The sequence below is a fragment of the Nocardia sp. XZ_19_385 genome, assembly GCF_015355755.1.
Classification (GTDB): domain Bacteria; phylum Actinomycetota; class Actinomycetes; order Mycobacteriales; family Mycobacteriaceae; genus Nocardia.
In genome coordinates this window covers 1,226,299-1,251,493 of sequence record NZ_JACVEE010000002.1, presented here as the reverse complement: position 1 = coordinate 1,251,493, position 25,195 = coordinate 1,226,299, and the positions used below count along the sequence as shown (strand labels likewise).

Genomic DNA, 25,195 nt, shown 5'->3' with positions numbered 1-25,195 from the left:
CTCCGGTGACTTCGAATGTGAGCATCGAAACCCACCAGGCGTGGGTGGAATTCCCGATCTTCGACGCCAAATCGCGGTCGTTGAAGAAGGCGTTCCTCGGCAAGGCGGGCGGGGCCATCGGACGCAATCAGTCCGACGTGGTGGTCGTCGAGGCCCTGCGGGATATCAATCTGTCGCTGAAGGAAGGCGACAAGGTCGGCCTGGTCGGGCACAACGGCGCGGGCAAATCGACGCTGCTGCGGCTGCTTTCGGGTATCTACGAACCCTCCCGGGGCAGTGCGCGCATCCGCGGCCGGGTGGCGCCGGTGTTCGACCTCGGCGTCGGTATGGACCCGGAGATCTCCGGCTACGAGAACATCATCATCCGCGGGCTTTTCCTCGGGCAGACCCGCAAGCAGATGCTGTCGAAGATCGATGAGATCGCCGATTTCACCGAGCTCGGCGAGTATTTGTCGATGCCGCTGCGCACCTACTCGACCGGTATGCGGGTGCGCCTGGCGATGGGCGTGGTGACCTCCATCGATCCCGAAATCCTGCTGCTGGACGAGGGTATCGGCGCGGTCGACGCCGAATTCATGAAGAAAGCGCGGCTGCGGCTGCAGGAACTCGTCGCCCGGTCTGGCATCCTGGTGTTCGCCAGCCATTCCAACGAATTCCTCGCCCAGCTCTGCGATTCCGCGCTGTGGATCGATCACGGGCAGATTCGCCAACGCGGCGGTATCGAAGATGTAGTGCGCGCGTACGAGGGCCCCGATGCGGGAAATCACGTGGCAACGGTGCTGCGGGAAATGGAAGCCGAACGCGCGGCGGGCGTGCGAGCAGAGCGAGAACTGGAGCGTAATCAGGCATGAGTGAGCCGAGCGGGCCGAATGACCCGACCAGGCCGGACGCGCCGTTCGAGCAGCCCTCGACCGGCGCCGAGGCCCGGATCGTGGCGGTGGTGGTCACGCACAAGCGCCGCGAACTGCTCACCGAATCGCTGAAAGTCCTTACCGCGCAGTCGCGTCCGGTGGACCACCTGATCGTGGTGGACAACGCGAACGAGCCCGAGGTCGCGGAGCTGGTGGCGGAGCAGCCGATCGAAGCGACGTACCTGGGTTCGGCGCACAACCTCGGTGGCGCGGGCGGTTTCGCGCTCGGCATCCTGCACGCGCTGACCCTCGGCGCGGACTGGGTCTGGCTGGCCGACGACGACGGGCGGCCCGAAGGCCCGGAAGTGCTTGCGGTGCTGCTGGATTGCGCGCGCCGGCACGGGCTGGCCGAGGTCTCGCCGGTGGTCTGCGATATCGACGAACCGGATCGACTGGCGTTCCCGCTGCGCCGCGGCGTGGTGTGGCGGCGGTTGCGGTCCGAGCTCGGCGACGAGGATTTCCTGCCCGGCATCGCTTCGCTGTTCAACGGTGCGCTGATCGCGGCGAAGGCGGTCGATCAGATCGGTGTGCCGGATCTGCGGCTGTTCGTGCGCGGCGACGAGGTCGAGGTGCATCGCCGGCTGGTGCGCTCCGGGCTGCCGTTCGGCACCTGCCTGCAGACGGCGTACCTGCATCCCAACGGCGCGGCCGAGTTCAAGCCGATTCTGGGTGGACGGATGCACACGCAGTACCCGGACGATCCGGTGAAGCGGTACTTCACCTACCGCAATCGCGGGTATCTGATGTCGCAGCCCGGTATGCGCAAGCTGCTGCCGCAGGAGTGGGTGCGGTTCTCCTGGTTCTTCCTGGTCACCCGCCGGGATCCGGCCGGTCTCAAGGAGTGGTTCCACCTGCGCAGCCTCGGCCGGCACGAGCAGTTCGGGAAGCCGGATAAATAGGTTGCACGCCCTTCCGGGGCTGTGTCACAGTGGTCGGAACGTCGAGAGAGTTGAGGAGGTGGAGATCGTGGTTACAACCGTGCGGATTGTCGTGCCTGCGCTGCCCGCAGCGCCGATCTCCCCCTCCACCTCATTTCACTGAACCCCGAGTCGGGGTTCAGCCCGACGAAGGATTCCTTCCATCATGGTCGAGAACGACCCTAACTTTCACGTCCCTTTCGGCTGGACCGAAGCCGTAGCCGACGAATACACCCCACTCATCGAAACCGGCCGGGTTCCTGCGCGCGTCATCCGTATGGATCGCAGCGAATGCGACGTGGCGACACCGACCGGGCTCGCCCGCGCTCGCTGCCCGCGCTCGGATTCCGAGATCAGTGGTTTGTGCACAGGCGACTGGGTGACTGTCGATGCCGATCTGAATGTGCGGCAGTTGCTGCCGCGCCGCTCGGCGATCATGCGGTCCTCGGTCTCCGGGCGATCCGAAGGCCAGGTGCTGGCCGCGAATGTCGACACGGTGCTGATCTGCTCGGCTGCCGACGGCGATGTCGACCTGAACCGTATCGAACGGATGCTCACGCTGGCCTGGGAAAGCAATGCCCAGCCCATCGTGCTGCTCACCAAAGCCGATGCGGCAGAGGATATTCCGATCGACGAGGTACAGGCCGCAGCGCCCGGCGCGGTCGTTCTCGCCGTCTCCGCCGACACCGGCGCGGGCCTGGACGTCCTCTCCGCCATGCTCGACGGCACCGTCGCCCTGATCGGTCCCTCCGGCGCCGGTAAATCCACCCTGGCCAACGCCCTCCTCGGCGCGGAAGTGTTCGCCACCAACGATGTTCGCGCCGTGGACAAGAAAGGCAGGCACACCACCGTCCACCGCGAGCTCCGCCCCCTCCCGGGCGGCGGCACCCTGATCGACACGCCGGGCTTGCGCGGGATCGGGCTCTACGACGCCGCCGAAGGTATCGAGAAGACCTTCAGTGACATCGAATCCTTTGCCGCGAGTTGCCGTTTCCTGGACTGCTCGCACCAAGCCGAACCCGGTTGCGCCGTCCAGGAAGCCATCGAAACCGGTGCGCTGACGCAGCGCCGCTTCGACAGCTACCGCAAACTCGTCCGCGAGAACGCTTGGATGGAATCCCGTACCGACAAACGCCTGCAAGCCGAACGCGCTCGGGAGTGGAAGTCGGTCATGAAGCAACAGCGGCGCATGTACCGCGAACGCGGCTCGCGCCGCTGACCCACCCGAATCCCGGTACCCCGCAGCCATTTTGCTGCGGGGTACCGCGGGTTTATCCACAGCCGTTCACAACCACATGGGCTGTACGGCCGGAAACGATGATCCACGGTAGGGTTCGGCGCGAATGACCGTGCTTTCGGGAGGGTTTTGGATGAGTTACCCCGGCGGAATCCCGCCTCAGGATCAGGCGCAAGGTGGGCAATGGCCCGGGCAGCAGCAGCCTGCGTTTGGTCAGCAACCGGTGCCTGCGGGAAATCCGTACGGTGCACCGCAACCTTATGGGCAGCCCGCCGCTGGGCAGCCTTATGGCGCACAGCCTTACGGGCAACCGGCGCAGCAGGGGTATGGCCAACCGGCGCAGCAGCCGTATGGCCAGCCCGATCCGTATGGGCAGCCGCAGTACGGGCAGGCCGCGCCGCAGTATGGGCAGCAGGCACCGTACGGCGCGCCGATGGCCGCCCCGGCCCCGCCCGGGATCACCGTGCAGGCGGAGTACGAGTGGCCGCTGTTCCTGCTCGCGATCACCAAGCCGAAGATCGAGATCAACGGCCAGCGGGTACCGAATACGAAGTGGGGCGAGAACCATATTCCGGTGGGGCCGGGGCAGTATCACCTGAAGGTGTGCACGCCGTGGCTGTTCGATATGGGCCCGGCGCAGGATCAGGTGATGATCAACGAAGGTCAGGGTGTGCGGTACTACTACCGGCCGCCCGCCATCATCTTCCTCGACGGCGCGATGGGGCAGGTGCCGCAGAAGACGCCGGCGCTGATCTTCATCTACATCTCTTGGGGGCTCGCGGGGTTGATCTTCCTGCTGAACTTCCTGACACTGCTGGCGCTCTAGCCGAACTGCTGACGGGGCATCGGACCATAGGTCCGGTGCCCCTTTTGCTGCCCGAACGCCATATGCAACTGGTTGCATAGCGGGCGGGTTTACGCTTAGTGTGCGAAGTGCGGATGGCCGCGGGCGCCTCAATTCCTGCGGCATACAGACAGGAGCAGGTCATGGCGGAATCGGGCAAGCCGTTGGCGGGCAAGACGATGATCATGTCGGGCGGGAGCCGGGGCATCGGGCTGGAGATCGCCAAGAAGGCGGCGGCCGACGGTGCGAATGTCACGTTGATCGCGAAGACGGACCAGCCGCATCCGAAGCTGCCGGGGACCATCCACACCGCGGCCGCGGAGATCGAGGCGGCCGGCGGGCAGGTGCTGCCGTTCGTCGGCGATGTGCGGCTCGAGGAATCGGTGGCCGAGGCGGTACGGCAGACCGTGGAGCGGTTCGGCGGGATCGATCTGGTGGTGAACAACGCGTCGGCGATCGACCTGTCCCCCACCGAAGTGCTGCCGATGAAGAAGTACGACCTGATGCAGGACATCAACTGCCGCGGCAGTTTCCTGCTGTCGAAGCTGAGCATTCCGCACCTCCGGGCGTCCGCGCAGGCGGGCCGGAACCCGCACATCCTGACGCTGTCGCCGCCGCTGAATCTGGATCCGAAGTGGGCCGGGATGGCGCTGGGCTACACCATCGCCAAGTACGGAATGTCGCTGACGACACTGGGTTTGGCGGAGGAGCTGAAGGGCGACGGGATCGGCGTGAACTCGCTGTGGCCGCGCACCACCATCGCCACCGCCGCCGTGCGGAACCTGCTCGGCGGGGACGAGATGATGTCCACTTCGCGCACGCCCGCGATCTACGCCGACGCGGCGTACCTGGTGCTCACCTCACCGGCGGAGAAGACCAGCGGAAACTTCTTCATCGATGACGATGTGCTTGCGGCGCACGGGATCACGGATCTGGACCAGTACCGGGTCACCCCGGGCGACGGCGAGCTGACCACCGACCTGTTCCTCTGACGCACCGCGGTCGCCTGGGGCTGCCCTAGCCCCAGACGATGGCGTGATACTTCGCCAGCGCCGCGATCAGGCCGATCGAGCTGGCGGCGGCGATGGTAATGGCCGGGCCGAACGTGGGCGTCTTGCCCTCGGTGTCGGTGAGCCGCAACGGCATCCAGCGCAGCAGCACCCCGAGGGCGATGATGGCCAGCGGCACGAAGTACCGCCCCTGCACGCCATCGATGATGTAGTAGCCGACCGGGGTGAACGACATGTACAGCGTCACGTAGATCATCGCGACGCTCGCGGCCACCGTCAGCGCGACCACCCAGGTGCGCCAGCGGGTCGAGGCGGTCATCCGGTCGGCGATGCCGATCGCGACCGCGAGCGCGAGCAGGCAGGCGACGATGGAGAGCGCGGGCACGTCGATGTAGGCGAAGCCGAGTTCACCGAAGAATTGGGTGAACCAGCGCTGGTCGCGGTAGACGATGCTGTCGCCGAACACGTCCACGAAAGCCAGTGGGTCGCCCAGGATTCCGGAGACCTGGTCGGCCGGGCGCACCGAATTCCACTGGTGCTCCGGGCGCATCAGGCCCATGCCCTTGGTGGTCGGTCCGGCGATCTTGGTCCAGAGGGCGAAACAGATAGCGCCCACGCCCGCGAGTACCCAGGGCACGAATCGCTGCCAGCGGCGCGGCTCGGCGGAGCCGAACGCGAATCGCTCCACAGGTATCAACACCAGCAGCATGGCCAGCAGAACGTAGGTCGGCTTGCTCAGCGGCAGCAGGATGGCGGCGGCCAGGATGGCGGCGGTTTCGGTGCGGCCCAGCCGATCTCCGAGGAACAGCGCCTTGACCAGCAGCGCCGACACCATGATGGCGAGCGCGTTGGTCATGGTGTCGGCCGTGACGGTGCCCGCTTGGAAGACGGCGATCGGCAGCAGCGCGACCGCGAACACCAGCCACTGCACCCGGTGGCGGCGCAGCGCCCACAGCCCGAACCCGACGAGCGCCAGATACACGGCCAGGCCGGCGAGCCGGGTCGCCATGATCATGCCGCCGACATTCAGGTCGAGCGCTTCGGCGATCCGAATGCCAACGGTGGCAGGGATATACGGAACCGGGGAGTATGCGGCGGTGTTGGTGAACCACACCGGCTCCTCGGCCGTGGAGATCTCGGCGCGCTTGAACCGGTCGTAGTCGGCGGGGTCGTACACCATCGGATCCGGCTCTTGCGGATTGGTGGTGTAGTCCTTCAGCGCGTAGCCCATCAGCTCGGTGATGCTTTCCGGCACCTCACCGCCATAGGAGACACCGCGGGTATCCGCAATCTCTTCCGGCAGGAAACCGCCGTGCGCGACCTGATAGGCCCGCCCGAACTGGGTGATCTCGTCATGGCCCCAGAACGGCGGCGTGCTCACGGCGAACGCGGCACCGAAAATCGTCACGAGCACCGCGAAAGCGACTGTCGCAGCGCCGAACCGGTGCACGACCGACGCCGCCACCCGGCGCACGGGCCCCGGCTCGTCGGCGCTGACCATGGTGCCTACCATCGTCCGCACGCGCTCTTCATCGCCCGAATTCGTTTCCGGCGCAGCCCCGTTCGCGCTCGACTCGGTTACACCTGCCGCGTTCGGGTCGGTGCGATCGGCGGAGGTGGTCACCGCCGAGGCTCCGCGTCACCGCCGAGGTCGGCCACGCCCGGCGCGGAATGCAGCAGGTAGATCAAACGTGAAGCCTCGTGCCGGGAACGGCGGATGCCATCGAGCACCAGGCCCGCGGTCCAGGCCAGGCTGCCGAGCAGCAGCAAGGTGAAAGCGAGGAACAGCGTCGGGAAACGCGGCACCTCATGGGTCGCGTAGAACTCGATGACGATCGGGATGGCCAAGGCGATCGAGACCAGCCAGCTCAACGTGCCGAACAGGCCGTAGAACGCGACCGGACGCTCGTGCCGGGCCAGCCCGAGGATCAACCCGAGGATCTTGAATCCGTCGTGGTACGTGCGAAGTTTGGATTCGCTGCCCGCAGGCCGGTCGCGGAACCCGACCGGCACCGCGGTCTTCGGCACGCGCAGGTGCAGCGAATGCACCGTCAGCTCGGTCTCGATCTCGAATTCGCGCGAGACCGCGGGGAAGCTCTTCACGAAGCGACGGGAGAACACCCGGAACCCGCTGAGCATGTCTTCGACGTTCTCGCCGAACACCTTTCCGACCACACCGTTGAGGACCTTGTTGCCCATCTCGTGGCCGGCGCGGTAGGCCGAGGCGCCGGCGCTCTTCAGTGACTCAGCTTCGCGGCGCACACCGAGCACATGGTCGTAGGGGCCGTCGAGCAGCGTCTTGATCATCAACGGCGCGGCCGACGCCTCGTAGGTGTCGTCACCGTCGATCATCAGATAAATGTCGGCGTCGATATCGGCGAAGGCGCGGCGCACCACATTGCCTTTGCCCTTGGTGTTTTCGAACCGCACGATCGCACCGGCTGCACGGGCCCGTTCGGCCGTCTTGTCGGTGCTGAGATTGTCGTAGACGTAGACGACGATTCCCGGCACGGCGGCCTGTAGATCGGCGACGACCTTGGCGACCGATGCCTCTTCGTTGTGGCAGGGGACGACTGCGGCGATACGAAGCTCGGTGGAATCCACCCGGGTAAATCCTCGATGTCGGCGGTGAAAGGGAACACCGGGAGGGTACAGGGCCGTTGGGTCTGGTGCGCACTCGCGTTCAGGTACCGTCACTCAGTGTCTTACCCCGAGCAGCCCGTGTCAGTCCCGGATCCGCCGCCGGTCTCCGCTGTCGAGGCCGTGACCGCTGCCGAACCGGGCCCGAACCTGGCCGCCAAGCTGATTTCCGCGCTCCGCAAGGGCAGTGCCTTCCTGGTCGTCGGCGGTATCGGTTTCCTGGTCGACGCGGGCACCTACAACCTGCTGGTGTTCTGGGGTGGCGAGGGTGTGCTCTATAACCAGCCGCTGGCCGCGAAGATCATCGCGATCCTGGTGGCCACGGTCGTCACCTATTTCGGCAACAAATGGTGGACCTTCGCCGATCAGCAGACCGACAACCCGGGTCGCGAATATCTGCTGTACGCGCTGTTCAACGTGATCGCGATCGCGCTGCAGCTGGGCTGCCTCGGATTCTCCCGTTACGTACTGGACCTGTCGACGCCGCTGTCGGACAACATCTCCGGCACGTTCATCGGCCAGGCGGTGGCGGTCGGTTTCCGCTACTGGGCCTATAACAAATTCGTGTTCACCGGATCCAAACCGCAAGCCTGACGGGCGCTAGAGGGTCCGGATTGATATCCTCACCCCCGCCGCGAACGGCATCCCGTCGGCACAATAAAGATTTCGAGGACTTCATGGAGCAGTCGGCTACCGAGGCCGTTACCGAAACGAACGAGCAGCGGTCGGCGGAGGCTGCACCCGCCGCCTTGCAGGTCGACCATCGGGCGCCCGATCGGCTCGTGCTGCAGCGCGGCATCTTCACCGGGCCGTCGGCGAAGATCAGCGACGAGCTGTACGCCGTGGTGAAGGGCCGCTCGCATCGGGAACGCCTGGAACTGCGCCTGGAAAAGGGCGCGACCGCGCACACCAACACCTACTTCGGCCGGTTCGCCGCCGCCTACTGGCAGCGCTGGACCGTGGTCACCGAGGTGCGGGCGACCATGGTGCTCGAGGTGACCGGCAAGGCGCTGGTGCGGATCGTGGCCTCCGATATCGCCGGGCACCGGCGCATCATCGGATCCGCCGATGTCACCGCGAGTGGAGCGCTCACGCTGAACGCCACGGTGGATCAGTTCGTCGACGGTGGCGCGCTGTGGCTCGAATTCGATGCCGTCGGCGGGCCGCTCGGCATCTCCGAACTCACCTGGACCGCGGACGCACCGGAGCGCATCCGCCCGGTCGCCATCGCGATCTGCACCTTCAACCGCGCCGCCGACTGCGCGGAAACCGTTGCGGCGCTGGCCTCGGACGCGCCCGTGCTCGACGCGATCGACGCGGTGTACGTGGTCGACCAGGGCACCGATCTGGTGCAGGACCGGCCGCGCTTCCAGGAGACGCTGCCCATCTTCGGCGACAAGCTGCGCTACATCCGGCAGCCGAATCTCGGTGGCGCGGGCGGCTTCACCCGCGGCCTCTACGAGGTGTCCGCGGTGAACGAGCACGCCGACGTCATCCTGATGGACGACGACATCCTGTGCGAACCCGAAACGGTGTTGCGGCTCAACGCCTTCGCCAATATGACGGTGGAACCGACGCTGGTCGGCGCGCAGATGCTGTTCCTGCTCAACCCCGACTACCTCAACGTCGGCGCCGAAGAGGTGCACCTGCACGAGCTCAAGCACGGGCAGAAGGTGCCCAAGGCGCTACGCAACACCTCCATGCTGAAGAAGAACCAGGAGCGCCGCGTCGACGCCGGCTACAACGCCTGGTGGACCTGCCTGATCCCGGCCGAGGTAGTCGCCAAGATCGGGCTGCCGGTGCCGATCTTCTTCCAGTGGGACGACGTCGAATACGGCGTGCGCGCGCGGGAGAACGGCTTCGTCACCGTCACCCTGCCGAATGCCGCGGTGTGGCACGCCGACTTCTACTGGAAGGACTTCGACGACTGGGCGCGCTACTTCAGCACGCGCAACTCGCTGATCGTCGGCGCGATGCACGCCCAACTCGACGGCAAGAAGATCAGCCGCCAGTTCTTCCGCAACATCGCCGAATACCTGGTCGCGATGCAGTACGGCCTCGCGCACACCACCCTGCAGGGCATCGAGGACTTCCTGCAGGGCCCGAAGGTGTTGCGCGACGGCGGAATCGACGCGCTGGCCCAGGCCCGCAAGAGCCGCGGCGACTACCCCGAGACCGCCAAGCACGCCGCCGCGACCCCGCCGGTGCGGGCCGCCGACGTCCAACTGCGCAGGGCCGGCGGCGAACCCAGCCGTGTCCTGCTGGTGCTGATCAAGCGCGCCATCAACCAGTGGACCGGCCGCACCCAGCACGGCCTGATCGGCGTCACCCGCGAGGACGCGCACTGGTGGCACGTCTCGCTGTTCGACCACGTGGTGGTCACCGACGCCTCCCAGTCCGGCGTGCGAATCCGGCAGCGGGACAAGGCACGTGCGCGTCAGCTACTCAAGCGCACCATCCGCGTCCTACGCCGGCTCCGCAAGGAACTCCCCCGCCTCACCGAGGAATACCGCGCCGCCATGCCGGAACTCACCAGCCGCGAGAACTGGGCCCGCCTCTACGGCATCGCCCCCGACTGATAACCCGTCGCCACCGCCGGTGAGCGCTCGAAACCTCTGGGGTGGGCGTTACTCGGCGGTGGCGTCGAGGGTGCGTTCGCCTGCGGCGGCGTAGGCGCTTTCGGTGGCGGCCTTTTCGGGGCGCCACCAGTCCTCGTTGTCGCGGTACCACTGCACTGTGGCCTTGATGCCCGCGCGGAAGTCGGCGTAGCGCGGGGACCAGCCGAGTTCGTCGCGCAGCAGGGAGGCGTCGATGGCGTAGCGCTGGTCGTGGCCCGGGCGGTCGGTGACGTGGTCGAAATCGTCGGGGGCGCGGCCGAATTCCTCGAGGATCAGCTGGACAACGGTTTTGTTGTCGAGTTCGCCGTTGGCGCCGATGAGGTAGGTCTGGCCGAGGCGGCCGCGGTCGAGGATGTCCCAGACCGCGCGGTTGTGGTCCTCGACGTGGATCCAGTCGCGGATCTGATGCCCGGCGCCGTAGAGGCGCGGGCGGACGCCGTCGATGAGATTGGTGATCTGGCGCGGGATGAACTTCTCCACGTGCTGGTACGGCCCGTAGTTGTTGGAGCAGTTGGACAGCGTGGCGCGCACGCCGAAGGACCGGGTCCAGGCGCGCACCAGCAGGTCGCTCGAGGCCTTGGACGCGGAGTACGGGCTGGACGGGTTATACGGAGTGCTCTCGGTGAAGCGCGGTTCGTCCGGCGTGAGATCGCCGTAGACCTCGTCGGTGGAGACATGGTGGTAGCGCACGTCGTAGCGGCGCACGGCCTGCAGCAGTGCGTAGGTGCCGACGATATTGGTCTGGATGAACGGCCACGGCTCGGTGAGCGAGTTGTCGTTGTGCGATTCGGCGGCGAAGTGCACCACCGTGTCGACGCCGCTGACGAGTTCATCGACCAGATCCAGGTCGGCGATGTCGCCGTGCACGAAGTCGATTCGGTCCGCGACCGGGTCGAGCGAGGCCTTGTTTCCGGCGTAGGTGAGCGCGTCCAGCACCGTCACCGTGGTGCCGGGGCGCTGGGCCACGGTCTGCTGGACGAAATTCGCACCGATGAATCCGGCTCCGCCGGTTACGAGCAATCGCACGTCATGAACCTTACGTCGGTGGCACTGTCTGGGTTGCCGGAGGCACCTGAGAGCAACCTGAGTGGCGTTCGTCACATCAGGACCAGGTTAATGCCGATCGGAATCATTGCCGGAATTTGAAAAGCGTGCTGAGAGTGCGTATTTCCAAAAACCCCCCATCGCGCGAGTCCGGCTGGTGAACAAAATTTGAATTAAAGGTCACAAACGGTTCACCACCCGTTAGCTGGTCTAGATTTCGATCAGTTAGTCCCCTCCGAACGCTCTACATCGAGGTTCAAAACCAAATGCTGATGAGGAAATTCGCCGCAACGTCGGCGCTGCTGATCGCCGCCATGGGCGTCACCGCAGGCACCGTCAACGCGGCTCCGGCCGAGGCTTCCCCCGAGGCCATCAACTTCACCGCCCAGTCCACCGACACCCAGTCCATCATCTCCATCGACTCCGGCGCGCTGGTGATCGAGGACGATGCCCTCAAGATCAAGGCGGCCGACGGCACCACCGTCGCGGGCACCCCGCTGAAGTTCAAGGTCGACGAGTTCGAATTCCCCATCGCCGCAGAGATCTCGGATCGCAAGGCGACCCTGACCCCGCAGCTGTCCCTGGAGAAGGCCGTCTACAAGCCGGTCGCCCTGCCTTTCGAGGACAAGGCTCCCTGGAAGAACGAGTACGACCGTGAGCTGGCCGCGTTCAACCGCCTGAAGGACACCATCAGCATGGGCGCCACCATCGCCACGCTGGTCGGTGGCCTCGGCGGCGCGGCTGTCGGCTGCGTCCTGGGCGGTGTCCTGGGTGGCGCGGTTGTCGGCGGCACCATCGTCGGCCTGTTCGGCCCGTTCATCCCGGCCGCCCTCGCGGGCTGCCTGGCCGGTGCGGCCGCCATGGGCGCGCTCGGCACCATCGCGGGCCAGATCTTCATCACGGCTCCGGTCGCCATCGGCGCCGCGATCCAGTACTTCGCCACCATCAACGCACCTTTCGTGCCCCCGGCGAAGTAATTTCCCGAGCTCACAACTGAATTCGCACAACTGAATCAACAACCGAACATCGAGCCAGGAGCCCCGCCCGGCGTGCTTTCCGCGCGGGGCTCCCTTCGGCCCGACCGGGTTACTGGAAGTTTGCGAACTCAGTCACCGGTCACCACCAACCGCTGAATGCACCTGATGAGGACCAAAACACCATGCGTTTCAAGAAGTTTGCCACCAGCTCTGCCCTGCTGATCGCCGCCCTCGGCGTCACCGCGGGCACCGTTAACGCGGCCCCCGCCGCCCCGGCCGCCGCGCCGATCAACTTCACCGCCGACTCCACCGACACCCAGTCGATCATCTCCATCGACTCCGGCTCGCTGGTGATCGAAGACGATGCCCTCAAGATCAAGGCGGCCGACGGCACCACCGTCGCGGGCACCCCGCTCAAGTTCAAGATCGACGAGTTCGAATTCCCCATCGCCGCAGAGGTTTCCCAGCACAAGGCGACCCTGACCCCGCAGCTCGACATGAGCAAGGCGGTCTACAAGCCGGTCGCCCTGCCGTTCGAGGACAAGGCGCCGTGGAAGACCGAGTACGAGCGTGAGCAGGCTGCCTGGAGCCGCATGACCTCCACCATCTCCATGGGCGCCACCATCGGCACCCTGGTCGGCGGCCTCGGCGGCGCGGCTGTCGGCTGCGTCCTGGGCGGTGTCCTGGGCGGCGTCATCGTCGGCGGCACCATCGTCGGCCTGTTCGGACCGTTCATCCCGGCCGCCCTCGCGGGCTGCCTCGGCGGCGCGGCCGCCATGGGCGCCCTGGGCGCCGTCGCGGGTCAGATCTTCGTGACCGCTCCGGTCGCGATCGGTGCGGTGGTCCAGTACTTCGCCACCATCAACGCCCCGTTCACCCCGCCGGCCAAGTAATTCCGGTTCAGTCTCAGACAACCCCGTCCGGAAATTCCGGGCGGGGTTGTGCTGCTGCGCACGGGCATTCGATCATGGTGAACGAGTGATTAACTCACGCCATCTATTTGATGACAATTTGCTTTCCGCAACATGGCGGACAATTTCTTAACATGCCGCTAACGCGGCCAGAAAACTATTGCCCGAAAGAATTCCGGCGACACAAGTGAACCCCCGCCCCATACCTGGGAGCGGGGGTTCATGCTCGTCCGGCCGACCGTGGTCAAGGCCGTCCGAGCCCAATCAGGCGGTGCGCGCTGTCTCGGCTTCCTCGGTGCAGGCGCGAACGAAGCGGGCGACGCGACCGAGCGCCTTGCGGCCCTCGGGCAATCCCGGCGCGATGCTCATGAAGGCATGCACCTGGCCGCGCCACAGTTCGACGGAGTTCGGTACGCCCGCGGCGGTGAGCCGCTGGGCCATGAGCTCGCAGTCGTAGCGCAGGACTTCGTCCTCGGCGGCGACCAGCAGGACCGGCGGCAGGCTGGCGAGCGCGCCGTTCACCGGGGACAGCATCGGATCCAGCCGGCCGTCGATCTCGGCGCCGATGCGGACCACCGCCGCCAGCGCGGACAGCGGAAGATAAGGATCGCGGGCGACATTCATGTACTCGCGCTTGGCCGCGTAGTCCAGGTCGAGCAGCGGGCTCAGGCCGATCAGCCCGGCGGGGGCGGGCAGGCCGGTTTCGATCGCCGCGAGGGCGGTGGCGAAGGTGAGGTAGCCGCCCGCGGAGTCACCGGCAAAGGTGATGCGGGACGGGTCCGCGCCCTTACGCAGCAGCCAGCGGTAGGCGGTGAGGCAATCCTGCACCGACTGGGCGATGCTGCGGCCGGGCAGCTGCCGGTATTCCACATTGACCACGGGGAGGCCGGTGCGGCGGGCCAAGCTGGCGGCGACGGGACGGTGGGTGCTCAAGCCGCAGACCGCGAAGCCGCCTCCGTGCATGTAGAGCATGGCCCCGTTGCGTAGCGACTTGGAGCCGCCGGCCGGGCGCAGGATCTCCATCCGGAAACCCTTCAGTGTCACCTCTTCCCGGTCGACGCCGCGCGGGCCGGGCCGCAGCTTGGCGAGGTTGTCGATGGCGAACGCGCCGATCGGAATGGTGGCCCGGGTGATCGGAGCCAGCCGGAGCGCTGGACGCACCACCGAGGTGCAGGTCGCCAGGAGCAGGCGGGCCGCCGGGCTGGGTCCATCCGGATTCATTACTTCGCCGACACCGATCGCGGTCATCGCGCACCTGCTTCCCACTGGCGCGCCGTGCCCGACCGGACGGCGGGGATCACCCACCGGGGAACAGGCGAGACATCGGCGCTGACATCTCACACGGCGTTGTTTCACAACGCTCGAACTCAGGAGACCACGTGAATGTGATCTACACAACAAGATTCGCCCGAATCGCCGAGAAGCTAAACCTCCGTGATGATTTCGTAGGCGTGTCGGTACCTGGCCGACGTCGAGTGCGACGACCCGTAGCGAAACTGGCAGACTCCTGGGCATGCGCGGAATCATCTTGGCGGGCGGCACCGGCTCCCGGTTGCACCCGATCACGCGCGGGGTGAGCAAGCAGCTGGTCCCGGTCTACGACAAACCGATGATCTACTACCCGCTGTCCACGTTGATGCTCGCGGGCATCCGGGACGTGCTGGTGATCACCACACCGGAGGACGCCGAAGCCTTCCGCCGCCTGCTCGGCGACGGCTCGCAGTTCGGCATCTCCCTCGACTACGTGGTGCAGCCGGAACCGGACGGCCTGGCGCGGGCGTTCGTGCTCGGCGCCGACCACATCGGCACCGACAGCGCCGCGCTCGTGCTCGGCGACAACATCTTCCACGGCCCCGGCCTGGGCACCAGCCTGAACCGCTTCGCCGGCCTCGACGGCGGCGCGGTCTTCGCCTACTGGGTCTCCGATCCCACCGCCTACGGCGTCATCGAATTCGACGAGGGCCGGGCGGTATCGATCGAGGAGAAGCCGAAGAAGCCGCGCTCCAACTACGCGATCCCGGGGCTGTATTTCTATGACAACGATGTCGTGGAGATCGCCAAGACGCTGCGGCCCTCCGCGCGCGGCGAATACGAGATCACCGACATCAACCGCGCCTACCTGGAAGCCGGACGCCTGCGGGTGGACGTGCTGGCCCGCGGCACCGCCTGGCTGGACACCGGCACCTTCGACTCGCTGCTGGACGCCGCCAACTACGTGCGCACCATCGAGGAACGCCAAGGCCTGAAAATCGGCGTGCCGGAGGAGGTCGCCTGGCGGATGGGGTATATCGACGACGACCAGCTGTGCGCGCAGGCCGAACCGCTGGTTCGCTCGGGCTACGGCTCCTATCTGCTCGATCTGCTCGCGCAGGGGCCGGACCACGGCGGCATGATGCACGGCCCGGACGGGCGTGGGCCCAGGTGGGATTGGTGACCATGGAGTTTCGGGAACTCACGGTCCCCGGCGCGTGGGTGATGACCCCGCGCCTGCTCGGCGACGAGCGCGGCGCCTTCGCCGAGACGTTCAAGGCCTCGGAGTTCGAGAAGGCGACCGGGCGGACCTTCGACCTGTGCCAGGTGAACACCTCGGTGTCGGCGGCCGGCGTGCTGCGCGGCATCCACTACACCGAGGACCCGCCGGGCCAGGCCAAATATGTGACCTGCGTGCGCGGCGCCTTCTTCGACGTGGTCGTCGACCTGCGCCCCGGCTCCCCCACCTACGGCCGCTGGGACAGCGTGCTGCTCGACGACGTGCACCGCCGCTCGGTGTTTCTCTCCGAAGGCCTGGGGCACGCGATCCTGTCGCTGGAAGACCACTCCACGGTCACCTACCTGTGCTCGCTGGAGTACACCCCCGAATTCGACCGGGACATAGACGCTTTCGATCCCCAGCTGGGCATCGAGTGGCCCGAGCTCGGCCGCGACGGACAGCGGTTGTCCTACGTCCGCTCCGCCAAAGACACTGTCGCCCCGCCTTTTTCCTGACCTGGACAGACCGAAGGCCCCGCGCTGCATACGCGGGGCCTTCGGTCTGACCGGCCTCAGCCGACGGGCTCCAGGGCGGGCTTCAACTCGGCCGCGGCCGAATCCTGTTGCGCCACAGGCTTGCGCCGCTTGGGCAGGTACACCGTGAGCGCCACGAGAGCTCCGACGATCGCCACACCGGCGGCGAACTGCAGGCCCGGACGGTAGGTGTCCAGCATGGCCTCCGGACTCCGGTCGGTGTGCACACCGCTGGTGATGATCGCGGTGGTCACGGCCAGGATGATGGCCGCGCCGACCTGCATGGCGGTCTGCAGCACGCCGGCCGCCAGGCCCTGCTCATCATCCTCGATACCGCTGGTGGCCTGGATGTTGATGGCCGGGAAGCCGACCCAGCCGATGCCGATCAGCAGCAGCGCGGGTAGCAGCACGGTCAGGTAGTTCGGCGCGACGTCCAGGCGCAGATAGGCCAGGTAGCCCAGCGCCATGATCACCATGGTGACCGCGATGATCGGGCCGGTGCCGAAGCGGTCGACCAGCTTGTCGGAAACGAACGCCGAGGCGACCACGAGCAGACCCACCGGAAGCAGTGCCAGCGACAGCTTCAGCGGCGACCAGCCGAGGGTTTCCTGCAGGTACATCGTGGTGATGAACTGCCAGCTGAAGTAGGAGCCGGCGACCGCGATGATGGCGAGGCTGGCGCGCACCAGGCTGGCCTTCTTCAAGATGCCGAGCCGGATGAGCGGGTACTTCACGCGCTTCTCCACCGCGATGAATCCGGTGAACAGCGCGACAGTGATCACGAACGAGCCGAGGGTGCGCACCGAGGTCCAGCCCACCTCGGGGGCGGTGACGACGGTGTAGACCAGCAGCAGCATTGCCGCAGTGGACAGCACCGCACCCAGGATGTCGTGTCCGCCTTCTTCGGCGGGCTTGTCCTTGGGCACCAGGTACCAGGCGGCGACCAGGGCGGCGATGGCGACCGGGACCGGGAGCAGGAAGGTCCAGCGCCAGCCGAGACCGGTCATCAGACCACCGAACAGCAGACCCATGGAGTAGCCGCCCGCACCGAACACGGTGTAGATGGACAACGCCTTGTTGCGGGCCGGGCCCTCACGGAAGTTCGTGGTGATGATCGACAGACCGGTCGGCGCGGTGAACGCGGCGGCCAGGCCCTTGATGAAGCGGGTGATGATCAGCAGCGTGCCGTCGCTGACGAAGGCGCCGGCCAGCGAGGCGATCGCGAAGACCGCCAGGGCGATCAGGAAGACGCTGCGGCGTCCGAGCAGGTCGGCGGTGCGCCCGCCGAGCAGCAGCAGGCCGCCGTAGCCGAGCACGTAGCCGGAGACCAGCCACTGCAGGGTCGAGGTGGACAGATCGAGTTCGGCGCCGATCGAGGGCAGCGCGACACCGATCATCGAAACGTCGAGGCCGTCGAGGAAGAGCACGATGCAGAGGGTGATCAGCATGCCCCAGAGCCGGGCGGACCATTTGGTCGGGTCGGTCGCCTCCACGGCGGCCGAGAGCGTTGCTGGTGAAGTCATGATCAGTACGATTGCATGCACGCGCATTTATTGTCAACACATCTAATGCGGTTGCATAGATCTCCCGGCGACACTAAGATGTGGTCATGTCGAAGCCGTCTCTTACTGAGACAGCCCGGGGCAACGCCGCCTCCGGGCTGGTAGGCGAGTGGCGTGAGCTGCTCGATCGTCACGCGGCGGTGAGCTGTGCCCTCGAAAAAGCGCTGCAGGGCGAGCATCAGATCGGGGTCAGCGAGTTCGAGACGCTGGACCGCCTGATCGACGCGAACAGCGGCGACTACCGGATGAGCGATCTCGCCGAGGACATCTATCTGAGCCAGAGCGCACTGTCACGGACGGTGGCGCGCCTGGAACGCGACGGACTGGTGTCGCGCCGGATGTGCGTCGACGACCGGCGTGCCATCTTCGTCTGCCTCACCGAGAAGGGCCGCGAGGTCTACCAGCAGGCGCTGCCCACCCATCGCGAAGTCCTCGCGAACACGTGGGAAGCGCGCAAGAAGTGCGACAGCTGAGCGCTACACCAGACTGGCGCGAGCGTCCTCGATGATCGCGCGCGCGTCCACCGACGCCGCCTTGATGTTCGCGAAAGCCGCACGGTAGCGGTCGATTTCGGGCGTCTTGTCCAAATACACCGGGCCGGTGAAGGCTTCGATGTAGACCACCGGCGGTTCCGGCTGCTCCCCCATCGCACCCTCGGGGAATTCCAGCATGACGAAACGGCCGGTCTCCATGCCGTCGTGGTACTCCGACTCCGACTGCACCACCTGCACCCGGACATTCGGGAGGTCGCACACCTGCCGCAGGTGGTCGAGCTGGGCCGCGGTCGCGTCCGGGCCGCCGATGCGGCGCCACAGCACGGCCTCGCTGATCACCACATCCAGCTGCACCGGCGATTCGCTGCGCAGGATCAGCTGCTGGCGGGCCAGGCGGAGCTGCACGCGTCGTTCGATTTCCGCCGCGGGCATGCCCGGGCGCGCGGCGGCGACCAGCGCGCGGGCGTAGTCCTCGGTCTGGAGCAGTCCGGGGACCAGTTCGTTCTCGTAGGAGGTCAGCACCCGGGCCGCTTCCTCGAGTCCGATGTAGACATCGAAGCCCTCGGGGATGACGTCGCTGTAGCTGGTCCACCAGCCGCGCGCCTTGGTTTCCCGGGCCAGCGCGGCCAGCGGAGCGACGAGGTCTTCCGGTGCGCCGTAGATCTTGCACATGGCCTCTACATCGAGGCTGCGCAACGAGGTCTGTCCCGTTTCGATGCGCCAGATCTTGGCCTCGGACCACTCCAATTGCTGGGCGGCCGTGCGGGTGGTCATCCGGGCCCGGGTTCGTAACTCACGCAGCTGGCGGCCGAGTTGGCGCCGCGGCATGGTCGATCCGGTGGTGCCCGCCGGTGTGGAGCTGGTGGTTCTAGGTGGTACAGCCATGATTCCCCCTCGTACTGATGCGGCTCGTGGCCGCGCGTCGACTACCCGGCGGCACCTCCACTGCCACCGGTACGACGCTTCCCTACCGGTATCCGTCGTCGTGACCCGGACACCCGAACAGCATTGTTTCACAGCAAATCTGACATAGCGTACGACGTACAGCTCAGATACGCCACTGTCACATTGACGTCAAAGCGGTTCAGGGTAGGGTTGATTGGGGAATTTAGCCTGGTTGGCTACTTCTTGGGACCTTTTCTCCGAAACCGCCAGAACTGCACCGCCCGCACGTCCTCGGACAGCTGATTCACCGGTTCGGCCACATCGGAGAGCGCTTGGAACAGATCGTCGGCCAGTTCGCTGATGTGCTCCACGCGGGTCGCCAGCCGGGAAGCGTTGACCAGAAATTCCAGCAGCAGTCGCACGACTGCCGCGATGGTGAGTCCCAGCGGGATGCCGATCAGCACGGTCAGCGCCCCCAGCACCGCGGAGACCTGCCACATCAGCACGATCAGCACGACCGGGACGGCCACCGCGCCGGCCAGGCCCAACATGTAAGCCAGTGGAAGGAGGGTGCGGGTAGCGGGGCGGTGGAACTGCACGTCGAGCAGCCCGCGCGCCGCTTCGATGCTCCACTCCCGGAACGCCCGCGGACTTTCGAACGGTTCGGCCGCCGGTTCTTCCGCGACCTCACGCGGCTTGGCGAAGCGGTCTTTCCAAGTGATCCAACGGGATTCGGTCTCGTACTCCGCGGGGTCCACAGGGACTTCCTCGGTGTCATCGGTCATGGCGTGATCCTGCACGTGAACCCCGATACCGGCCAACCGGAAATTGATAGCAAACCTGCACCGGTGAGACGAATCCAACACTCCCAAAGAAGTTTCCGATCAATCCGTAACGCTGGAGCTACCTGGCGTCGATACGACCCATGAACGCAGCAGGACCCAGATCTAATCGGGGAATGGAGAAAGACAGTGCGCACCACGTTTCCGACTTCCGTCTCGGCGGCCGACATGACTGCCGCAGCGCAGGACTACAGCCAGCGCGGGTGGACGGTTGCCGAAACGGCCAACGGGATCTGCCTGATCACCGATGCCGACGTTTCCGGCATCGAGGTGAACGGCGAGCTCGCAGGCGAGGTCCGCCGCTTCCTGCGCGCCAACAACCTCTCCGGCCCCGTGATCGAGATCCCGGGCAGCGAGCGTCGCGAGATCCACCTGGTCACCGGTGTCCGCAAGGCCGCGATGGCGCTCGAGGCGCTGCGCGAGGCCGGCGCGGTCATCTACTCCGACGGCGCGGGCATCCCGCTGCCGCCGACTCAGCTCTCCGCCGGCTCGGCCTGCTGGGGCGTCGCCCCGAACGAGGCCCGCTGGCTGCCGCCGGTCGTCGCGATCGGCGCGGCGGTGCGCTCGGTGCTGGCTCGGCGCCGGTCCGGCGTCACCAGTGTCACCAGCGTTGCCTGCTGACACTCGCTCGACCTGATACTGCGTTCCACCACGATTCCCCCCTGCAGGGGCGGCCGGTCCTTGGAAACCGGACGCGGAACGACCGGTAGCCGCCACGCGCGGATACCGGTCGTTGTGGTTTCCGGGGTGTTGTCGGCGGCCTCGGCAGGCCAAGATGGTTTGTATGAGCGAGATCACGTCCAGGAACCTGCTGCGAACCTGTCCGCTGTGTGAGGCGGTGTGCGGGCTGGAGTTGCAGCTCGACGCCGACGACCACGTGACCTCGGTGCGCGGGGACAAGCTGGATCCGTTCAGCCAGGGTTTCATCTGTCCCAAGGGCGCCAGCTTCGGCGCGCTGGACGAGGACCCGGATCGGGTGACCGAGCCGTTGATCCGGGACCGGGCCACCGACACCTGGCGCACGGCCACCTGGGACGAGGCCTTCGACTACATCGCCGAGCGCTTTCCCCCGGTCGTGGCCGAGCACGGAAACCAATCGGCGGCACTGTATCTGGGCAACCCGAACGCGCATACCGTCGCGGGAGCGCTGTACGTGCCGGTGCTGATCCGGGCGCTCGGCACCAAGAACCTGTTTTCTGCGAGCACCGCGGATCAGATGCCGAAACAGGTGGCCAGCGGGCTGATGTTCGGCGACCCGCTGCGCATCCCGGTGCCGGATCTGGACCGCACCGATTACCTGCTGATGTTAGGCGCGAATCCGCTCGAATCGAACGGATCCCTGTGCACGGCACCGGATTTCCCGGGCCGGTTGAAAGCGCTGCGGCGGCGTGGCGGGAAGTTCGTGGTGGTGGATCCGCGGGCCACCCGGACCGCGAAGCTGGCCGACGAGCACCTGTTCGTCCGGCCCGGCAGTGACGCGTATCTGCTGTTCGGAATTGTGCACACCCTGTTCGCCGAGGAGTTGACCTCGGTGACGGTCGAGGTCAACGGCCTGGACGAATTGCGCACGGCCGCCCTGAAATTCACCCCGGAAGCGGTGGCCGCCCGCACCGGCGTGCCCGCCGAGACCATCGTGCGGCTGGCCCGCGAACTCGCGGCAGCACCCACCGCCGCCGTCTACGCGCGCATCGGCACCTGCACCGCCGAATTCGGCACTGTCACACAGTGGCTGGTGGATGCGATCAATGTGCTCACCGGCAATCTGGACGCTCCCGGCGGAGCGATGTTCCCCGAGGCCGCGGCGGGCGGGATCACCCGCACGAAACCGTTCCGGATCGGACGCTGGGCCAGCCGGGTGCGCGGGCTGCCGGAGGCGATGGGCGAAATGCCCGTCGCCACCCTCGCCGACGAAATCCTCACGCCCGGAACAGGTCAGGTGCGTGCGGTGGTCACCGTCGCGGGCAACCCGGTGCTGTCCGCCCCGAGCGGCGCGCGGCTCGACGCCGCCTTCGCGCAACTGGACTTCATGGTGAGCGTGGACCGGTACGTCAACGAGACCACGCGGCACGCCGATGTCATCCTGCCGCCGTCGCGCCCGGTGCAGTCACCGCACTACGACTTCGCATTGCTGCAGTTCGCGGTGCGTAACTACGCCCGATACTCGCCGCCGCTGGTACCGCTGGGCGACCGGCCGTCGGAGGCCGCGGTACTCGCACGCCTTGGAGCGGCGCTGACCGGACAGCCGCACACCGGCGATATCCTCGCCATGGTCGACGAGCTGATCATTTCGGGCACGCTGCAGAAGGCCGGGCTCTCGGACCGGCGCCCGGAATTGCAGGGCGCCACCAGTACCGAGCAGCGCCTCGACCTCATGCTGCGGGTCGGGCCGTACGGCGAATGGAACGGCGGGACGCTGAATCTGCAAGCCCTACTGGACAATCCGCACGGCATCGACCTCGGTCCGCTGCGGCCGCGACTGCCCGGCGTGCTGATCACCGCGTCCAAGCGGGTCGAGCTGGCGCCGCAGCCGCTGCTCGACGAGGTGGCGCGGATGCGGGACCGGATCGGTGAACCCGCACCGGATTTCGTGCTGATCGGGCGACGGCAGCTGCGGTCCAACAACAGCTGGATGCACAATGTCGCACCCCTGGTGAGCGGCTCCAACAAGTGCACCTTGCACATTCATCCCCAGGATGTGGAAAAGCTCGGACTGGGCGATCACGCGGTGGTGAAGTCGGCGGCGGGCACCTTGACGGTGCCGCTGGAGCCGACCGAGGCGATCATGCCCGGCGTGGTGAGCCTGCCGCACGGCTGGGGACACGCGGACAGCGCGCAGACCGTCGCGCGGGCGCACGCCGGCGTGAACGCCAATGTGCTGACCGATGATTCGATCGTGGACGTGCCCTCGGGGAACGCGGTCTTCAACGGTGTTCCGGTGACCTTGATCGCCACCTAAACGCCGTCGAAGGCCGCCTGCGCACGCTGCGCCAGGTCGGCGCCGAGCTTGAAGGCCTGGGCGGCCAGATCCTGATGGACTGCCGGGTCGGTGGTTTCGGTGCCGTAGAGCAGCGACAAAGAGGAGTTCGGGATCGCCGAGTAGCCGGCGATGCCGTGCTGCAGCTGTACGGTCATCGCTTCCTTGTATCCACGGCGGTCGTAGGGCCCCTCGGTCACACCGGCCAACCCGACGAAGTGCAATTCATCGATGGCGCTTCCGGTTTCGGTCGCGCTGTTCTCGTAGGCCCAGCCGCGGCTGAAGACCCGGTCGATCCAGCCCTTGGCGAGCGCGGGCAGCGACCACCAGTAGACCGGGAACAGGACGACGACGACATCGGCCGACTCGACCAGCCGGTGCTCGGCCGCGACGTCCGCGGGCACCTCGCCGCGCAGCCGGTGCACGGCGAGGTCGGCGGCGGTGAAGACCGGGTCGAAGCCGGTCGCCGTCAGGTCGTGCACGGTGACCGCCGTGCTGCCATCGGACCGGATGCCCTCTTCGATGGCGCGGGTGAGAGCCCAGGAGGCGGAATCGTGGTCCGGGTGGGAGACAACGAGCAGGACGTTGGGGCGGTGCAGGTCGTTCGTCATGCCGCCACGCTAAAGTATGACATTAACGTCAATGTCAAGGAGCGAGCCGAATGCGGATCAGCGACCTCAGCGCGGCCACCGGCGCGACCCCGCGGATGCTGCGGCACTACGAGAACGCGGGTGTGCTGACGCCGCAACGCCATCCGAACGGCTACCGCTCCTACAGTCCCGAGGACGTCAAGACGGTGCACGACATCAGGTGCCTGCTCAGTTCCGGCCTCACCCTCACCGAGGCCGCCGAGCTGATCCACATCGCCTGCACCGCACCGCAGCACGCCACCGCCGACGACCGCGACGCCGTGCTGGCTCAGCTCGACGAGCGCACCCGCCGACTGGACGCCGGCATCGAGCGGCTGCTCTCCGAAAAGGCGAGCCTGGCGAAATTGCGCGCGGACATCGCAAACAGCTGACAAAACGTCCGGTCGGAATGTAGCTAATCCACGGAAACACTTGCGCTAACTAAGCATTCGGTGCTTTTGCAATGTTGATTTCGTAGATTAGCCCGTACGGTTTCCATTAGACTGGACCAGATTTGGTGTGCCTGCGCGCTCATCGGGGAGCCGCGGGGCACGCGGATTCCGGCAACCCTAGGGGGCACCCATGCCCGAAACACGTTGCGGCAGTGACGGCGAGCACGAACTGCAGGACAGGTACGGTACGCAGGACAGAGCCGAGCGCTTCTACGCCGACCAGGTCCTGGACCGGCTCAACCCGGTAATGATCGAATTCGTCGCGCGGATGGATATGGCGTTCCTCGCCACCGCCGACAAACACGGCGAATGCGACACCAGTTTCCGGGCCGGCCCACCCGGATTCCTGCACGTCATCGATGAACGCACGATTGCCTATCCGGAATATCGGGGAAACGGCGTAATGGCCAGCCTCGGCAACATCCTGGAGAATCCCCACGTAGGCATCCTGCTAATCGATTTCGTCCGCGACCTCATCGGATTGCACATCAACGGTTCGGCCCGCATCGTCGAGGACGTCGCGCTGCGCCGCTGTGTCGCGGACCTGCCACCGAACCTCAAGGGGCGCGTCGCCGAACACTGGGTGGTGGTCGATGTCGAAGAGGCATACATCCACTGCCGCAAGCACATTCCGCACCTGGCGCCCGCGCCGCGGGAACAGCGCGACTGGGGCACCGACAACGTGCGCGCCAAGGGCGGCGACTACTTCGGGGCGAAATCGGGCGCGGCGCAACGCGATCTCGCCGGCGCGCGTATCTCCTAGTGGATCTTGAAGATCACCAGGCGCTGCACCACGAAGTTGATGACGGTGGCGGTGCCCTGCGCGACGAGGAAGGCCAGCGGCAGCCGCCACCACTCATCCGGCAGCGTGGAGTACATCACGCCGTTGAGGCCGACCTGCACGGCGAAGGTGCACGCGTAGAGCGCGATCACCGCGAGGAAACGGACCCGGCTCGGCTCGGCCTTGAAGGTCCAGCGGCGGTTGATCAGGTACGCCGTTGTCGTACCCGCGACGAAGCTGGCCGACTTCGCGAGTTCGCGTGGCAGGCCGACCACCGTGAACAGCAGTGCGTACAGCCCGAAGTCCACGATCGCCGACAGCCCGCCGGTGACGGTGAACCGGATGATCTGAGTCTTCAGGTCGACATCGGTCCCGCCCGGCTCGTCTACCAGCGGCAGCTCGGCAGGCAGCGGAAGGTGTGGTTCGGCTTGCACTCGCTGAGCCTAACGGTGCCGAACCTGTAG

25 protein-coding genes are annotated in these 25,195 nt (G+C 66.5%); 16 read left to right on the top strand and 9 right to left on the bottom strand.

The features are described 5' to 3' along the window. Nucleotides 1–5: 5 nt before the first annotated feature. The 5 genes from IBX22_RS18455 (at nucleotide 6) to IBX22_RS18435 (ending at nucleotide 4,901) form a co-directional block, all read left to right on the top strand. Entirely contained in the window at nucleotides 6–851 is an 846-nt protein-coding gene (locus IBX22_RS18455; RefSeq protein WP_194816781.1) for an ABC transporter ATP-binding protein, read from the top strand. Then, on the top strand, nucleotides 848–1,810 hold the full coding sequence (locus IBX22_RS18450) for a glycosyltransferase (RefSeq protein WP_228538862.1): 963 nt from the start codon (nucleotides 848–850) through the stop codon (nucleotides 1,808–1,810). Before IBX22_RS18455 ends, IBX22_RS18450 begins: the two co-directional genes overlap by 4 nt. 184 nt (nucleotides 1,811–1,994) lie before the next feature. Beyond that, the gene (gene rsgA, locus IBX22_RS18445; RefSeq protein WP_194816780.1) at nucleotides 1,995–3,047 is read left to right on the top strand and encodes a ribosome small subunit-dependent GTPase A; all 1,053 of its coding nucleotides are present in this window, start codon (nucleotides 1,995–1,997) and stop codon (nucleotides 3,045–3,047) included. Nucleotides 3,048–3,171: 124 nt separating this feature from the next. Continuing rightward, on the top strand, nucleotides 3,172–3,891 hold the full coding sequence (locus tag IBX22_RS38155) for a hypothetical protein (protein ID WP_305082260.1): 720 nt from the start codon (nucleotides 3,172–3,174) through the stop codon (nucleotides 3,889–3,891). Nucleotides 3,892–4,052: 161 nt separating this feature from the next. Continuing rightward, nucleotides 4,053–4,901, top strand: a complete 849-nt coding sequence (locus IBX22_RS18435) for an NAD(P)-dependent oxidoreductase (protein ID WP_194816779.1) — start codon at nucleotides 4,053–4,055, stop codon at nucleotides 4,899–4,901. A gap of 25 nt (nucleotides 4,902–4,926) precedes the next feature. On the opposite strand, the gene IBX22_RS18430 is transcribed toward IBX22_RS18435, so the two are convergent. Next, nucleotides 4,927–6,432: a DUF2142 domain-containing protein gene (locus IBX22_RS18430; protein ID WP_194817781.1), complete on the bottom strand. Its 1,506-nt coding sequence runs from the start codon at nucleotides 6,430–6,432 to the stop codon at nucleotides 4,927–4,929. Between the two features lie 107 nt (nucleotides 6,433–6,539). Continuing rightward, entirely contained in the window at nucleotides 6,540–7,523 is a 984-nt protein-coding gene (locus tag IBX22_RS18425) for a glycosyltransferase (protein ID WP_194816778.1), read from the bottom strand. Nucleotides 7,524–7,619: 96 nt separating this feature from the next. Between IBX22_RS18425 and IBX22_RS18420 the strand changes: the two genes are divergently transcribed. Together IBX22_RS18420 and IBX22_RS18415 are read left to right on the top strand one after the other, a co-directional pair. Next, nucleotides 7,620–8,153, top strand: coding sequence for a GtrA family protein (locus IBX22_RS18420; protein WP_309234667.1), 534 nt, complete (start codon nucleotides 7,620–7,622; stop codon nucleotides 8,151–8,153). Nucleotides 8,154–8,236: 83 nt separating this feature from the next. Beyond that, entirely contained in the window at nucleotides 8,237–10,138 is a 1,902-nt protein-coding gene (locus IBX22_RS18415) for a glycosyltransferase (RefSeq protein WP_194816776.1), read from the top strand. Between the two features lie 48 nt (nucleotides 10,139–10,186). Here IBX22_RS18415 and rfbB read toward each other — a convergent pair whose 3' ends face one another. After that, on the bottom strand, nucleotides 10,187–11,203 hold the full coding sequence (rfbB, locus tag IBX22_RS18410; RefSeq protein WP_194816775.1) for a dTDP-glucose 4,6-dehydratase: 1,017 nt from the start codon (nucleotides 11,201–11,203) through the stop codon (nucleotides 10,187–10,189). Between the two features lie 284 nt (nucleotides 11,204–11,487). Between rfbB and IBX22_RS18405 the strand changes: the two genes are divergently transcribed. After that, complete coding sequence (locus IBX22_RS18405) at nucleotides 11,488–12,198, top strand: hypothetical protein (RefSeq protein ID WP_194816774.1); 711 nt, start codon at nucleotides 11,488–11,490, stop codon at nucleotides 12,196–12,198. A 182-nt stretch (nucleotides 12,199–12,380) separates the two neighbouring features. Next, nucleotides 12,381–13,091, top strand: coding sequence for a hypothetical protein (locus IBX22_RS18400; protein ID WP_194816773.1), 711 nt, complete (start codon nucleotides 12,381–12,383; stop codon nucleotides 13,089–13,091). A 282-nt stretch (nucleotides 13,092–13,373) separates the two neighbouring features. Here IBX22_RS18400 and IBX22_RS18395 read toward each other — a convergent pair whose 3' ends face one another. Further along, nucleotides 13,374–14,357, bottom strand: coding sequence for an alpha/beta hydrolase (locus IBX22_RS18395; RefSeq protein ID WP_194816772.1), 984 nt, complete (start codon nucleotides 14,355–14,357; stop codon nucleotides 13,374–13,376). Between the two features lie 265 nt (nucleotides 14,358–14,622). Here IBX22_RS18395 and rfbA point away from each other — a divergent pair, with 265 nt between their 5' ends. Further along, nucleotides 14,623–15,543, top strand: a complete 921-nt coding sequence (gene rfbA / locus IBX22_RS18390) for a glucose-1-phosphate thymidylyltransferase RfbA (RefSeq protein ID WP_194816771.1) — start codon at nucleotides 14,623–14,625, stop codon at nucleotides 15,541–15,543. A gap of 2 nt (nucleotides 15,544–15,545) precedes the next feature. After that, a complete protein-coding gene (locus IBX22_RS18385) occupies nucleotides 15,546–16,094 on the top strand; it encodes a dTDP-4-dehydrorhamnose 3,5-epimerase family protein (RefSeq protein WP_194817780.1) in 549 nt (182 codons plus the stop codon). Between the two features lie 56 nt (nucleotides 16,095–16,150). On the opposite strand, the gene IBX22_RS18380 is transcribed toward IBX22_RS18385, so the two are convergent. Next, the gene (locus IBX22_RS18380; protein WP_194816770.1) at nucleotides 16,151–17,635 is read right to left on the bottom strand and encodes an MFS transporter; all 1,485 of its coding nucleotides are present in this window, start codon (nucleotides 17,633–17,635) and stop codon (nucleotides 16,151–16,153) included. Between the two features lie 86 nt (nucleotides 17,636–17,721). Here IBX22_RS18380 and IBX22_RS18375 point away from each other — a divergent pair, with 86 nt between their 5' ends. Next, entirely contained in the window at nucleotides 17,722–18,147 is a 426-nt protein-coding gene (locus tag IBX22_RS18375; RefSeq protein ID WP_194816769.1) for a MarR family winged helix-turn-helix transcriptional regulator, read from the top strand. A gap of 3 nt (nucleotides 18,148–18,150) precedes the next feature. On the opposite strand, the gene IBX22_RS18370 is transcribed toward IBX22_RS18375, so the two are convergent. After that, complete coding sequence (locus tag IBX22_RS18370; RefSeq protein ID WP_228538861.1) at nucleotides 18,151–19,053, bottom strand: helix-turn-helix transcriptional regulator; 903 nt, start codon at nucleotides 19,051–19,053, stop codon at nucleotides 18,151–18,153. A gap of 236 nt (nucleotides 19,054–19,289) precedes the next feature. Next, nucleotides 19,290–19,838, bottom strand: a complete 549-nt coding sequence (locus IBX22_RS18365) for a DUF4282 domain-containing protein (RefSeq protein ID WP_194816768.1) — start codon at nucleotides 19,836–19,838, stop codon at nucleotides 19,290–19,292. 186 nt (nucleotides 19,839–20,024) lie between these two features. Between IBX22_RS18365 and IBX22_RS18360 the strand changes: the two genes are divergently transcribed. Both IBX22_RS18360 and IBX22_RS18355 read left to right on the top strand, forming a co-directional pair. Continuing rightward, entirely contained in the window at nucleotides 20,025–20,516 is a 492-nt protein-coding gene (locus tag IBX22_RS18360; protein WP_194816767.1) for a hypothetical protein, read from the top strand. A gap of 154 nt (nucleotides 20,517–20,670) precedes the next feature. Continuing rightward, nucleotides 20,671–22,851, top strand: a complete 2,181-nt coding sequence (locus IBX22_RS18355; RefSeq protein ID WP_375540251.1) for a molybdopterin-dependent oxidoreductase — start codon at nucleotides 20,671–20,673, stop codon at nucleotides 22,849–22,851. On the opposite strand, the gene IBX22_RS18350 is transcribed toward IBX22_RS18355, so the two are convergent. Beyond that, nucleotides 22,848–23,480 carry an NAD(P)H-dependent oxidoreductase gene (locus IBX22_RS18350; protein WP_194816765.1) on the bottom strand — a complete coding sequence of 211 codons (633 nt, stop codon included), beginning with the start codon at nucleotides 23,478–23,480 and terminating at the stop codon, nucleotides 22,848–22,850. The genes IBX22_RS18355 and IBX22_RS18350 overlap by 4 nt on opposite strands. A gap of 50 nt (nucleotides 23,481–23,530) precedes the next feature. Between IBX22_RS18350 and IBX22_RS18345 the strand changes: the two genes are divergently transcribed. Continuing rightward, the gene (locus tag IBX22_RS18345; protein ID WP_194816764.1) at nucleotides 23,531–23,890 is read left to right on the top strand and encodes a MerR family transcriptional regulator; all 360 of its coding nucleotides are present in this window, start codon (nucleotides 23,531–23,533) and stop codon (nucleotides 23,888–23,890) included. A 190-nt stretch (nucleotides 23,891–24,080) separates the two neighbouring features. Beyond that, on the top strand, nucleotides 24,081–24,713 hold the full coding sequence (locus tag IBX22_RS18340; protein WP_194816763.1) for a pyridoxamine 5'-phosphate oxidase family protein: 633 nt from the start codon (nucleotides 24,081–24,083) through the stop codon (nucleotides 24,711–24,713). Here the strand turns inward: IBX22_RS18340 and IBX22_RS18335 are convergent. Then, nucleotides 24,710–25,165 (bottom strand): GtrA family protein, encoded by a 456-nt coding sequence (locus tag IBX22_RS18335; RefSeq protein ID WP_309234665.1) that lies wholly within the window; start codon nucleotides 25,163–25,165, stop codon nucleotides 24,710–24,712. The two genes, IBX22_RS18340 and IBX22_RS18335, sit on opposite strands and share 4 nt — an antisense overlap. Nucleotides 25,166–25,195: the final 30 nt, after the last annotated feature.

Coding starts and splice junctions, on each gene's coding strand:
- IBX22_RS18450 (WP_228538862.1), top strand. CDS start 848: ATGAGTGAGCCGAGCGGGCCGAATGACCCGACCAGGCCGGACGCGCCG.
- rsgA (WP_194816780.1), top strand. CDS start 1,995: ATGGTCGAGAACGACCCTAACTTTCACGTCCCTTTCGGCTGGACCGAA.
- IBX22_RS38155 (WP_305082260.1), top strand. CDS start 3,172: ATGACCGTGCTTTCGGGAGGGTTTTGGATGAGTTACCCCGGCGGAATC.
- IBX22_RS18435 (WP_194816779.1), top strand. CDS start 4,053: ATGGCGGAATCGGGCAAGCCGTTGGCGGGCAAGACGATGATCATGTCG.
- IBX22_RS18430 (WP_194817781.1), bottom strand. CDS start 6,432: ATGGTAGGCACCATGGTCAGCGCCGACGAGCCGGGGCCCGTGCGCCGG.
- IBX22_RS18415 (WP_194816776.1), top strand. CDS start 8,237: ATGGAGCAGTCGGCTACCGAGGCCGTTACCGAAACGAACGAGCAGCGG.
- IBX22_RS18405 (WP_194816774.1), top strand. CDS start 11,488: ATGCTGATGAGGAAATTCGCCGCAACGTCGGCGCTGCTGATCGCCGCC.
- IBX22_RS18400 (WP_194816773.1), top strand. CDS start 12,381: ATGCGTTTCAAGAAGTTTGCCACCAGCTCTGCCCTGCTGATCGCCGCC.
- IBX22_RS18395 (WP_194816772.1), bottom strand. CDS start 14,357: ATGACCGCGATCGGTGTCGGCGAAGTAATGAATCCGGATGGACCCAGC.
- rfbA (WP_194816771.1), top strand. CDS start 14,623: ATGCGCGGAATCATCTTGGCGGGCGGCACCGGCTCCCGGTTGCACCCG.
- IBX22_RS18385 (WP_194817780.1), top strand. CDS start 15,546: ATGGAGTTTCGGGAACTCACGGTCCCCGGCGCGTGGGTGATGACCCCG.
- IBX22_RS18380 (WP_194816770.1), bottom strand. CDS start 17,635: ATGACTTCACCAGCAACGCTCTCGGCCGCCGTGGAGGCGACCGACCCG.
- IBX22_RS18375 (WP_194816769.1), top strand. CDS start 17,722: ATGTCGAAGCCGTCTCTTACTGAGACAGCCCGGGGCAACGCCGCCTCC.
- IBX22_RS18370 (WP_228538861.1), bottom strand. CDS start 19,053: ATGGCTGTACCACCTAGAACCACCAGCTCCACACCGGCGGGCACCACC.
- IBX22_RS18365 (WP_194816768.1), bottom strand. CDS start 19,838: ATGACCGATGACACCGAGGAAGTCCCTGTGGACCCCGCGGAGTACGAG.
- IBX22_RS18355 (WP_375540251.1), top strand. CDS start 20,671: ATGGTTTGTATGAGCGAGATCACGTCCAGGAACCTGCTGCGAACCTGT.
- IBX22_RS18350 (WP_194816765.1), bottom strand. CDS start 23,480: ATGACGAACGACCTGCACCGCCCCAACGTCCTGCTCGTTGTCTCCCAC.
- IBX22_RS18345 (WP_194816764.1), top strand. CDS start 23,531: ATGCGGATCAGCGACCTCAGCGCGGCCACCGGCGCGACCCCGCGGATG.
- IBX22_RS18340 (WP_194816763.1), top strand. CDS start 24,081: ATGCCCGAAACACGTTGCGGCAGTGACGGCGAGCACGAACTGCAGGAC.